A 12,270-nucleotide genomic window follows, 5' to 3' on the forward strand; every position below is an offset into this window, starting at 1 on the left:
GCATGTCATTAGTGATTAGTTCTTTTCCACCTTTGCCAATTGGGGTGAAAAACGGCGTTGGGGGAGTGATTGGTAACAAACTCTACGTCGGTTTAGGGAGCGCAGGGACGCGCCTATTTTTCTATGATTTGGATGCGCCAATAAAAGGGTGGCAGAGGGCGTCTGAGTTTCCGGGTACTACGCGTAATGATGCGGCATTCTCAGTGTGTGATGACAAGCTCTATGTATTTTCTGGGGCAGGCCAACCTGAAAATAGTACTACGCCAATTGTTTTAGAGGATAGCTACGTCTTTGACGCTAAGCGTAATCGTTGGCAATCCATCGAGACTCATATTCCTGTGGGTTTACTGGGAGCGTCGATGTGCCAGATCGAGATAGGTAAACTGATCTGCTTTGGCGGCTACAGTAAAGAGACCTTTGATCGTTTTGTCGCTGAAATTTCACAAATTGACCCAGTTCAGCAACCAGAAAAACATCAGGCAACCTTAACCAAGTTTATGTCTGGGCCGACGCAGGACTACGGTTGGAATCAAACTATTTGGCTATTTGATTGCGCCAATGAAACATGGTCTGAGGTTGGCCTGAATCCTTATCTTGCCAATTGTGGCGCTGGCATTATTCAGCAAAACAATACGGTCACCTTAATTGAAGGAGAGATTAAGCCGGGCTTACGCAGCTTGGAGAGCAAGGTTTTTGAGTTCGACAACGGCGATATGACCAAAAGCCGCTTACTCCCTTCGATTTGTAATGTTGATACTAGCCATGAGGGATTGGCAGGTCATTTTGCAGGGCAAGTTGAAAAACAAATCATTGTGGCTGGCGGCGCTTACTTTATTGGCAGCCAGAACAAATTCCAGAAAGGGCAGTGGTATAGCCATCAAGGATTGACCAAGCATTACGATAACAAAGTTTGGCAATTCGATGGCACGACATGGCACCAAGTTATGCAGCTTCCTCATGGAACTGCGTATGGCGTGTCGATTTCTCACAACAATACAATGTATCTGTTAGGAGGTGAAGACAGTAAAGGAGACGCGCAAGCTCGATGTTACACCCTTAGTTGGCGGACGTTATTTCCCCCTATAAATAGCTAGCTAAAACTCTCTGTACAAGACTAAGCAATTCTCCCCTGCACTGTGAAATCATAGTGTAGAGGGCTTTTACACCTTTTACTTCCTATTGAATTGCAGGTCGGTTATCACAAACGAATGAGGACTATTATTGATGGAACAAATTGACAAAAAGAGTTTAGTTGTATCAGGACTACTAACACTTGGTGTCTTGACGGCTTCGATGAATGCTTATGCTGTCGCTCCCAATGTTAGGGATGTGGTGGTGTTTCAAGGTGGAGAAGGTGGCAGTAGCCACTACCGCATTCCATCGATTGTGGTCGCTCAAGACGGTTCACTGGTCGCGTTCGCAGAAGGACGCGCTTCAAGTAAGGATCCTGGAAGTGGCTACCCAACAAGCATCAAAAGCCGGCGTTCAGTAGACAACGGTGTGACTTGGAGTGATTATCAAGTTATCCATGAAGTCGCGAATGAAGCGTATTCCGATCCCCGCCCATTTGTTGATAAATCCACTGGGAGAATGTTTGTGTTCTATACCAAGTGGGACAACAATTGTGCGCAAAATGGTAGCTGCGTTCCTTTTGATGACCCTCAGCATAAGCTATTTTACCGAACGAGCGATGACAACGGCCAAACGTGGTCTGCTGCCACTGATGTTCTTGACCAAGTCAAAGACATTAACTGGATGGCAAATGGGACTAATGGAACCGCAGGACGCGCGACTTGGTCTGTGACACCATCAGCCGCACAAATTACTCAAGCGAGCAATGAAGGGTGGAGCCTAAGTTGGAACTCGAGGGTGGCGGAAGGATCATGCAATGTTCAATATTATGGAAACGGTAATAAACGCTTTCTCGCTGATTTGCATGTGAACCCAGATAAAACAGTCAAGGCAGTCCTCTATTCAGATAATGGAAACCTTGAGTATCCAATGAATTTTGATATCTCTGGTTACCATGATTATCAAATTGTGGGCACGGGCAATAGTGCTAGTTTTTACGTGGATGGAACCTTAGTGGCTTCTAATTGGTCTGGGCAGAGTCACTCGAGTAAAACAGTGACTTGGGGCAATGGCTGTTCATCGACAAAAGGGGCTTCTGCTTACCATAGTGTTGGGTTTTCGATTGACGATACTCAGCAATACTATTTTGATGCAAGTTTGATGAAAAGGGTCAATGGTTCAGTGATCAAGCATCCGGCGGAACAAGGTTGGAGCAAAACTAGCGCGTTCAATGGCAAAGGCGATCCGGGGTGGAAAAGTATCAATGCAGGCCCAGGGCAGGGTATTCAACTTAGCAATGGGCGGTTGATTTTCCCAGCTATTGTTCTGGATGCGTTTTCTCAACTGTCGGTTGTTTCAATCTACAGTGATGATCATGGCGTGACTTGGCACGCAGGTAATCAAACTCCCACTTATGCCCTCGAGCCGAGTGAAGCTGATATGGTTGAGCTGAACGACGGTAGGATTTTGATGTCGGCTCGAAATGATGGTGTAACAGGCGTTGGCAACTTCAATCGCTACCATTTTATTAGTCACGACCAAGGACAAAATTGGACAATGGTTAATGAAGAGCGCAATTCGGTAAATGGAGCTTTGTTCTTCAAACTGGATCAAGTTGACATCGGTCTACTAGGTTACGGAAACAACCGAGTCTTGATGTCTGGACCACAGGGCAATTCAGCCGTGAGTTCCGATCGAAACGATCTGGCTATTTGGAGCGCTGTAGAAGATGGTGCAGGCAACTATAACTTCACCCAAAGAACGCAATTTAGAGACGGTTATAGCGCATATTCAGACCTTATCAAACTTCAAGACAAAGGTGTGTTGGGTAATGAAGATGTGGGTGTTATCTACGAGGCAACATCAAGCACGCAAATTCGGTTTATGGTGATAGACATCGACAATATCAATTAAGCTTATTGAAGACTATTGTTAAAAAAGGGAAGTGACTTCAGCCACTTCCCTTTCTCAATTAGTCAAAGGTGTTTAACACCACCTGGTTTCTACCGAGCCCTTTGGCTTGATAGAGCGCTTTGTCTGCGCGACCTATGGTCATGTTTTGGTTTCCTTTCATAGACGTGATCCCAATACTGATTGAGTACTTCACCGGAACATCATCAAACACGACTTTAGATTGTTCTACCATGTAACGTAAAAGCTCACATTGTTCATAGGCATCGTTCTCATCGTTGGCTCTAAATAGAAGGGAGAACTCTTCTCCGCTGTATCGGGCAAGGCTGAGAGCATTAGGTTTTGGGAAACATTTTTTCATCAGCTCTGCGGTTTGTATGATTACTTGGTCTCCACACAAATGTCCGTGCTGGTCATTGATACGCCTAAAATGGTCAATATCTAGCATAGCCATGTAAATATGCTCACCGTTGATGTGTGATTCCATTTGTTCGCGAAGAGTGAGCTTATTGTCAAGGTGTGTCATGACATCTTTACTGTGCAGTCTTTTATGAATCAAGAGGTTAGATAACGCGACTTCAGAGTAGTCTCGGATCATCCTTAACACACTATGAAAGCCAGGAAAGGTTGCTTTGATATAGATGACACTGATTAAGTTTTCTCGATCAAATAGCGGCAGAGTGTAGTGGCGTGAGTTGATTTGTAAACGTTTGGCTAAAGGATCAACGTAGCGGCGACCTTTGTAGCTCATCGAGCTCGGAGTGAAACGCTTGGCCAGTTCACTATCGTGCAAAACAATATGGCTATTTCCATGATAATCAATCGTCGTAAAGTGCTCATAGTCAGCATCATAGAAACAAATCTGAATGCCTTTGTTGTCGCAAAATCGATTCAAAATATCGCGTAAGCAGTGTTTGAAATCTGCCAGTTCGACCTTGGTGTTGAGTTCCGCTAGATGTCTATTTAGCTGATAAATAAGATAGTTCACTATGATCGCGAGCAACAACAGAGAAATAATAACAACGGCCGTTAAGGCAAATTGATGCGTAGCGGCAAGGACATCGGAGCGATTTGTTCCGGCAATGAAAATCCAGTTGTATGGGTTGTTGCCGTCAAACACCGATAGCTTGAGGTGACCTTTGTAAAAGTACTCGTGTTTGCCGAAGAGGTGTCCGCTATCAATTTTCTCATCAATTCCCGCCCGGTAACTGATCGATTTTGTGCCGATACGGTGTGGGGTAGGATGAAAAACTAGTCGTCCATTGGTGTTGTCCACTACAAACAAATAGCCACTGTCTAAAGTGCGAAGACCTAACAAACTTTGTGTAGTAGATTTAAGGTCAAATTCTATCCATATTTCATCGTTGTTTCGTTGAATAAACTTAACTGCAAAGACCCATTTTCTTGGTTGCTTTTCGTATATCGAGGAAACATAAATATGAGGAGAAACTTGGTCGAGCGGGTGCCAAACAAGTTGTGTGGATCGCTCTGAAATTGTTGGTGCGAATACACTTGAACGGAATTGGCCTGTTTCGTGACTTACGGAAATGATGTCTATGTACGAAGGTGTATGTTCGAGAATTCGCTTTGCAGTGGTATCAAACTCACTGACGGAAGCCGCATCATCCAGTATATAGAGTTTACTGATTGCCGCTTCAACTTGAGACGATATTAGGCTTGAAGCGGTTTTTAAATTTGCAAATGATTGAGAGTACGCGTTTTTTTCGGATTTCTGAAATTGATGATATGCCGCGTAGATGATACCTACAACTAAGAGAATTGCGTACGGTCTGAGCGTTCGAAGAAGAAATTTTGGTAACGCCATGATGTGCCAACTGATAATAATGGGGAAGGTACAATTATTTTGCGGCGTATATTAAATGGATTTCACAGGCACATCAATGAATATAAGTCTAGGTTATATCTAAATGCTGAGTTAAAAATGAGCAGCATGTCACTATACTGCTCATTATTGTGAAGTTAAGAGCGAGCAAAAAAGATTGCAACTGAACGAGGTGACACCAATACTTGTTTATGATCGATGGTTTGATGTAGTTCGTGGGTGTCTGTATTACAGATCATAGTCCACTCTGCTTTGTCGTTTTCAGGCAGAGTAAAACGAGCTGGTGCGTTGGTTTGGTTAATGCAGTAGAACAGCTCATCTCCGCTTTCACCTATTCCTAAATGCAAAGCAACGGAGCTAAGGCGATTCCAATCGTCGTGCTCCATAAAGCTTCCATCAAGTCGTCGCCAGTATATACGGTTGTCATTGCGCTTTTCACCACTGAACGCGCGAATAAATGGCACCATATACTTTTGTCTGGCTGCGACCATATCTGCCAGCCACGACTTAAACTTTGTTTTGTTTTCTGAAGGCTGCCAGTTTAACCAGCTTGTTTCATTATCTTGGCAATAAGCATTGTTGTTGCCTTTTTGGGTGTGAGAGAGCACATCTGCGGTAAGAATATGAGGAATACCGAACGCAAACAATAAACTCGCCATAAAGTTACGTTTTTGCTTTTCTCGTAGCTCAATGATGGCTGGATTTTCTGTTTCGCCTTCTATGCCGTAGTTGTCTGAACGGTTGTCACCGTGCCCATCTCGGTTCTGCTCGCCGTTGGCTTCATTATGCTTATGCTTGTATGACACAAGATCCTGCATACAAAAACCATCGTGATAGGTAATGTAGTTAACGGTGAGCTTGTAAGGCCAATTGGCTGCACTATAGAGGTCACGTGAGCCCATAATGCGTGTGGCAAACTCTTTTAAGAAACCTTGGTCACCACGCCAGAAGCTGCGGGTAATATCACGCAGTCGATCATTACATTCATTCCACCCAAACGGGAAGTTTCCAACTTGGTAGCCATTTGGGCCGATGTCCCATGGTTCTGCGATCAATTTGACTTCACGTAGGATTGGATCTTGAGCAACCGCTTTGAAGAAGGCGGAATCTGGGCTGAAGTGCTCGCCATTACGACCAAGCGTGGCGGCTAAGTCAAAGCGGAATCCATCGACTTGGAACTCATTTGCCCAGTACCTCAGCGTGTCCATGACGAGGTTCATAGCAGGTTGATAGGAGAGGTCAACCGTGTTGCCGCAACCGGTAAAGTTGGCGTATTGATCGCCATGCTTGAAATAATAACGATCGTCGAGAGCCTTTAGGTTAAAGTCAGGACCTTCAGCTCCCCCTTCAGCCGTATGGTTGTATACCACATCAAGAATGACTTCGATTCCATTGCGATGCAATTCTCGTATTGCCGTCTTTAACTCAGTGACAGCGTCTTCGGCTGCATAGCGCGGATCAGGAACCATAAATAGATATGGGTTGTAGCCCCAGTAGTTTACCTTATCCATCTTCAACAGATGAGGCTCGTGCATACATGCGGCGACAGGCAGTAGTTGTAGCGTATTGATATTCTGCTGCTTGTAGAAACTGAGCATGGCTTCACTGACCAAACCAAGATAGCCACCACGTTGTTCAACAGGGACTGCAGAATTCAGCTTACTGACGCCTTTCACATGGGTTTCAAATAGCACCATCTCTTCACGAGGGCGGTTAGGTTTAGCGATGCCTTGCCAGTCAAATGTATCTTCAACCACAACGCACTTAGCCAGTTGAAAACTCTTTTCAGAATTAAAAGGCATGCAATAGTGGAGCGGCTTTTCTATCGCTTTGGCGTATGGATCTGAAATCAAATGCGGTTTATCACCTTGCTTAACTATGTATCCGTATTTTTGCCCAACTGAGATATTTTCAATATAGGTAAACTTAATTCCAGCGTATTCGTTGGTTAATGGGTAGGTTTTAAACTCACCGTTGTCATTAAATAACGCCAACTGGATATCGTCTGCATTAGGAGAATATATAGAAAAGTTACACCCTTTATTATCTGGTGTTGCGCCTAAAGGGTATGGACGGGAGCACGTCATGATCACTACTTTACTGTATTTATTTATTGTTGAATCTTAAGTAAATAGTTTTGAAGGAGATTGGTCAAGCGCCTTACGACAAAATTATAAATGTAATTTTATTTCAGAATTATGATGATTAAGCGTTAAATAGTGAGCTAGGTTACGTTTTGAACTGGCTAATTTTCTAACAACATTATTTCTCAGCCCAATTTTTGTGACTCAATACATAAAAATATTGTGCGGTATGATTTCTCATCCTTTCTCATCCCCCCTAACTATTTCTCATCTGGATGAGTCGATTTTTCTCCTCCCTAGGTAACCTTGCTGCAGTTGAAGCAAATGGGGTTAACGGCTTAGCCAGTATCCCGTCTTACCTCTCTTTTTGAGTCTACTTGTTTACTGCCTTTATAAGTCATCTCAGGAAGAGACAAGAAAAAATATAAGAACCCTAAATGGAGTTAAAAATGAAAAAAGTAAGTGTAATTGCTGCTGCAGTGGTAACCACCTTAGCTGCTGGTTCTGCGTTAGCGGAAGATAAAGTGAATCAAGGTTGGCAAGTAAACGGTTACGGTCACCTTCTTTACAATGTAGGACAGTCGCTAGACACAACTGAAACTTGGGCACACCGTCGTGATTACCGAGCTGCGGGCGCTGCGTTTTCAGGCAATCCAAACCAAGTCGAATTTACAGTAACTCGTGGAGATAACTACGACAACGGTTCATGGTCTAAATATGTTCTTAAGACAGAATACGGCAACCATGAAGGTGGTAATGGTCGTGGCTTCTACACATCTTCAGGTGGTAACGAAGGTCACCTTCAGTCTGGCCAGCTTGAGTTTAAAGAAGCCTATGTAGAACTTGGTGATTTGTCGTTCTTCGCTGAAGGAACTAGCATTTGGGCTGGTCAACGTTACCTAAACCGTCAAGCAGGCATCATTACTAAAGAGTACTGGAAGCAATCTTCAGGTTTAGGTGGTGGTATTCAACACGATAACATGGGTTTGGCTGTTGTGTCTGCTGATGCAGGTGATGGCTACTGTACTGTTGGTGGAGCTACCGTAAACTGTAAGCAAAACAACCTAGACTCTAACGGCAGCAGCAAGACTATGACGTCTGTTGATCTATATATGTATGGTGTAGAAGGTCTAGGTGGCAAATTCGACTTTGATCTTAAGTATATGAGCAGAACAAATGTGGATTCTTCTACGACTGCTGCTGATGACGGTATTGGCTTATCTGTAACTTACTCTACTAGCTACTACGGTTTTGATGGTTGGTCACTTACTGCATTGACATATGGCGAAGGCCTAGCTGGTACTAAGGGCGTAAACTTTGGTTCTTGGAACGGTGGTTGGGATGAGAGTGATCGTTCTATCTTCTTGACTTCTTACGGTGTAGCTAACATTACAGACAATCTACAGCTAGGTACTGAACTTGTTTACTGGTCACTTGATAACAAAGATGATCGTAAGGTTTGGGGACAAGACGATGTACAACGCCTATTCGTCGGTGTGACACCTTCATATAAAATCAACGACAACTTCCGTATGGAAGCAGTATTAACCTACGCAAGTGAAATGCTAGCGGATGGTTCAGCTTGGAGTCGTGAAAAGAACGATACTTCATTTGTTACAGCGACACTTGCACCAGTGTTTACTGTTAACGCAGATTACTGGGGCCGCCCTCAAATCAAGCCATACGTAACGTACATGACGTCTAGCGATGACAACTACGCTTGGGCTAAAGATTCTAAAGGTGACGAAACTCGAATTGGTGTTGAAGCTGAAATCTGGTTTTAATTAGATTACATAAGCTAATTTTACTGTTACAAATAAAAGGCGGTCGAAAGACTGCCTTTACTCATATTATAAGAAGTGGATATAGAGATGAAAAAATACCTAACTTTGCTACTCTCCGGCATGAGTTTAATCGGTTGTGCTTCGAGCGATGATTTATCTCTTAAGCAAAATACCTTACCCCTACAAACAGAAATTTGCTGCGAATCAGCGAATAATTATCCTTGGTTCCGATTAGAGCAAAATCAAGAGCTCGATTTTGAACTTAATACTTCGTCACCAGTTGGGAAGTTTGAGCAAGAAAAAAGCTATTTCTCAGCATTCACATTCGCTCAGCAATCTGGCTCTGTAGAAATACGCCTTAGAAGTTTGATGCTAGATGGAGAAGTGGCAATCCCTCACATAGAGCTTCTTGATGAAAAATTCAATGTTATCAAGATTATTGATGATAGCGAGTTTGATATAAAGTTTTCAGATGCCTTCGCTAAGAATCGTTACGAAGTAACAGCTGAAGTAGACACAGTTAGCACGCCATATATGGTTGTATATGTTGCTACTTCAGAGTTAGGTAAAAAAGTCGTTGTTCCACATCCAGCGAAATTACGTGCGCAGGAATCTGGTGAACCAATGCCAATCGTGACTGATCCAACGTATCTTGCATCTAACAATGGACATTTTTCTCTTAGTGTAGAAACAATAACTCTGAGTGGTTATAACCAAAAGACACTAGTTGCCCCTGAGCCAGAAAAGCAAATTGTTAAGAGTAGAATAGAACCAGTTACAGCCATTCCAGAAACACAAGCATACTACCACAACGCGATTCAAAGCGCGGTGAAGTCAAACAATCTAGATAAAGCACTAAGCCTACTTGATGAAGCCAAAGCGCTAAATGTTGAAGGGGCGCAAGAGGTCTTTATTAAGGCTGTCAACGCCAAATAACCTCTCTGCTTTTGTTATAAAGCCCTAGATACTGAAATGCCCCCATTAATTGGTTAAACCATTACTGGGGGCATTTTTATTTAGAGTTAATCTTCTTCGACTAAGCTCACGTCATCTGAGTAATCTTCAACGCTACTCGCATCAGGCTTAGTACGTCCGTTAAGGGTGTGGAAGCGCCTACGACCACGAGCTAGCTGAACATACTTTAACCACACTCGCTCTAGCTTAGACTTTGCTTTGCCTGGATGTACCAATACTTTAACGAAGTGTTTCTCTTCGGCATTTTCTGGTTGCAGATCTCCAGACTCAAGACCAAGCATGGTATCGCCATAAAGCGTTAGGATTTCTTCTTCTGCGAGCGTAAAATCCCCAGACTTAGCGAAACCGCGCGGAAACTTAGTGTTGTCGTAAAAACGTTTTTTGCCATGACGAAATTGAGTGTCTGACATTTTGGTAGCCTCTATAAAAACCTACATGGGTGAACTAGAGCGAAAAGTAGGCGTAAAATTCATAAAAGAAAAACAAAACATTTTTATCTTAACTATCGAATAGTTTTATTAAATTTAGATAACACTTTAGTGACTTGAAGATTATAAAAAATTACCGTTCTTGCTAGGGTCTGTTGACCTTTTGTGGTTAAATTTTGTTCGAGATAAAAGCGTTTTAATCGCGGCGAGAGGTTTGTCGCCTAGTCATTCTAAGCAAATCACCTCTCAACAAAGAGTAGAACGCTTTTAACCGAACCCTTCGGGCAGCGTTTGTGGCTCCTTTCTGCTGTGTTATCGGCTTATCAGGTAGAGCAACTACAATTCAAAGCCTCTGCCTTGCAGAAAGAACCCACAAACTGCTGCAAAAATCAGCTCAAAAGGTCAACAGACCCTAACTTTCAAGATTGTCGGTAGAGGAAATCCCATGGACGTAAAAGTCTTTAGAACGTTTTTAGAACTGGCGCAAGTAAGGCATTTTGGTAAAGCTGCTGAAAACCTGTACATCACCCAAGCTGCAGTGAGCGCACGAATCAAACAGCTAGAAAGTTATTTTGATACCCAGCTGTTTATTCGTGATCGTAACAACATCAAACTTACCTCTGCGGGCGAAAGACTGATTGGTTACGCTGAGGTTATGGTCAGCACCTTACAGCAAGCGAAACTAGAGTTGTCGTTGGAAAGTGGCAAGGCGCTACAGCTAACCTTAGGTGGTACACCTAGCGTTTGGGATGCGTATCTTCAAAACTGTTTGAGCTTGGTTACCGACGAGTTCGAGGGCTATGGCTTTATGGCTGAGATCATGGGGCGCGAAGTGCTTTCTCGTTGTTTGCAAGAGCGTACCCTAGATATGGCGTTTGCCTTTGATCAAATCAAAGCGGATGAACTCAACTGCAAAAAAGTCGCTGATGTAGTCCTAATTTTAGTCTCCACACAACAAGACTCGCTTGAATCGGTGTTTGAAGACAAATATGTCTATGTGGATTGGGGAACGAAATTCGCCTCAGAGCACGCTGAGCGTCATCCGAAGATCCCTGCGCCTTACTTGCGCACGTCGACCGCTCGTATCGCATTGGACTTTATCCTTGAAAAGGGTGGCAGTGCCTACCTACCTGCTTCGTTAGTTGAACCTTTCCTTGCTTCTGGTCAGCTACATAAGGTTGAAGGGGTGGAAGATTGGTATCGACCAATCTATTTGAGCTATCGTAAAGCGAGCACATCGATTGAAGCGATTAAACAAGTGGAAGAGCTAGTCAAAACTATCGATCCGGTAACGGCGTACAGTCTTCAACAAATGGCAGATTTGCCAATAGATGACGAATAGTATTTGGCTTTAACAAGATGTAAAAACGCCTCGCTTTTAGCGAGGCGTTTAGTATCTGATTACCCTCAGTCTTTTAAAGAAAGAGCCTCTTAAAACAAGCTGACTAGTTGTTTTAGCGCGTCTTCACGAGCAGCTTGAGCAGTTTCTTCGCCCATATTAAGCGCTTCAGCGTAGACAAATTCAACTTCTGTAATACCAATAAAGCCAAGCATAGTGGTGACGTAGCTTTCAATTGAGTTACGCGGAGAGTCTTTGTGTAGACCACCACGAGTGGTAACAACAATCGCTTTCTTGTTTTCGATTAAACCCACAGGGCCATTTTCGGTATAAGTGAAAGTCACACCTGCACGGGCGATAATATCGAACCAGTTTTTTAGCTGTGTCGGGACCATAAAGTTGTACATCGGTGCTGCGATAACCAGTTGATCTGCTGCTTTCAACTCTTCAATCAATTGATCTGAAAGAGCAAGTGCCGCTTGTTGCTCGTCCGAAAGATCGTCTCCGCCACGCAGCGCTGTGGCAACACTCATATCCAGTACTGGTACAGGGTTTGCAGCCAAGTCACGCTCAATAATGCCAGTTTTACCTTCAAGTGCGTGATCAATCAGTTGGTTTGATTGAGAGTGAGGGCCCAAAATGCTGGATTTCAGTACAAGTGTATTGGTCATAATTATATCTCTTATCTATAGAGGTTCGAATCATTCAAACCTTGTTGTTTCTTTATGACAAGAGTATAGGGAGACGCTGACTTTCGAGGAACCACTTATATTTGAGCGTAATATTCAAAATTTTTGAACGAGTCGAAGTAGAGGAAAGCTGAGTACATCTACAG

General features: G+C 43.4%; 9 protein-coding genes. 5 read left to right on the forward strand and 4 right to left on the reverse strand.

Translation table 11 applies throughout. The features are described 5' to 3' along the window. The first annotated feature begins 2 nt into the window (after positions 1–2). Together AC6R16_RS16305 and AC6R16_RS16310 are read left to right on the forward strand one after the other, a co-directional pair. Positions 3–1,094 carry a YjhT family mutarotase gene (locus AC6R16_RS16305; protein WP_500675066.1) on the forward strand — a complete coding sequence of 364 codons (1,092 nt, stop codon included), beginning with the start codon at positions 3–5 and terminating at the stop codon, positions 1,092–1,094. Positions 1,095–1,224: 130 nt separating this feature from the next. After that, positions 1,225–2,985 (forward strand): exo-alpha-sialidase, encoded by a 1,761-nt coding sequence (locus AC6R16_RS16310; protein ID WP_500675067.1) that lies wholly within the window; start codon positions 1,225–1,227, stop codon positions 2,983–2,985. Between the two features lie 58 nt (positions 2,986–3,043). Here AC6R16_RS16310 and AC6R16_RS16315 read toward each other — a convergent pair whose 3' ends face one another. Together AC6R16_RS16315 and glgX are read right to left on the reverse strand one after the other, a co-directional pair. Next, positions 3,044–4,807 (reverse strand): sensor domain-containing diguanylate cyclase, encoded by a 1,764-nt coding sequence (locus AC6R16_RS16315; RefSeq protein ID WP_500675068.1) that lies wholly within the window; start codon positions 4,805–4,807, stop codon positions 3,044–3,046. A gap of 155 nt (positions 4,808–4,962) precedes the next feature. Beyond that, positions 4,963–6,912, reverse strand: coding sequence for a glycogen debranching protein GlgX (gene glgX / locus AC6R16_RS16320; protein ID WP_500675069.1), 1,950 nt, complete (start codon positions 6,910–6,912; stop codon positions 4,963–4,965). Positions 6,913–7,358: 446 nt separating this feature from the next. Between glgX and AC6R16_RS16325 the strand changes: the two genes are divergently transcribed. Together AC6R16_RS16325 and AC6R16_RS16330 are read left to right on the forward strand one after the other, a co-directional pair. Then, positions 7,359–8,693 (forward strand): carbohydrate porin, encoded by a 1,335-nt coding sequence (locus tag AC6R16_RS16325; protein WP_500675070.1) that lies wholly within the window; start codon positions 7,359–7,361, stop codon positions 8,691–8,693. 87 nt (positions 8,694–8,780) lie between these two features. Further along, positions 8,781–9,629 (forward strand): MalM family protein, encoded by an 849-nt coding sequence (locus AC6R16_RS16330; protein WP_500675071.1) that lies wholly within the window; start codon positions 8,781–8,783, stop codon positions 9,627–9,629. Positions 9,630–9,715: 86 nt separating this feature from the next. Here AC6R16_RS16330 and AC6R16_RS16335 read toward each other — a convergent pair whose 3' ends face one another. Then, complete coding sequence (locus AC6R16_RS16335) at positions 9,716–10,078, reverse strand: MaoP family protein (protein WP_500675072.1); 363 nt, start codon at positions 10,076–10,078, stop codon at positions 9,716–9,718. A 463-nt stretch (positions 10,079–10,541) separates the two neighbouring features. On the opposite strand from AC6R16_RS16335, the gene AC6R16_RS16340 reads away from it, so the two are divergent. Continuing rightward, complete coding sequence (locus AC6R16_RS16340) at positions 10,542–11,438, forward strand: LysR family transcriptional regulator (protein WP_500675073.1); 897 nt, start codon at positions 10,542–10,544, stop codon at positions 11,436–11,438. An 89-nt stretch (positions 11,439–11,527) separates the two neighbouring features. Here the strand turns inward: AC6R16_RS16340 and AC6R16_RS16345 are convergent, their stop codons facing one another. Next, entirely contained in the window at positions 11,528–12,106 is a 579-nt protein-coding gene (locus AC6R16_RS16345) for an FMN-dependent NADH-azoreductase (protein ID WP_500675074.1), read from the reverse strand. Between the last annotated feature and the right edge of the window lie 164 nt (positions 12,107–12,270).

This window comes from Vibrio sp. R10-SG3-ISO10 (assembly GCF_059834185.1).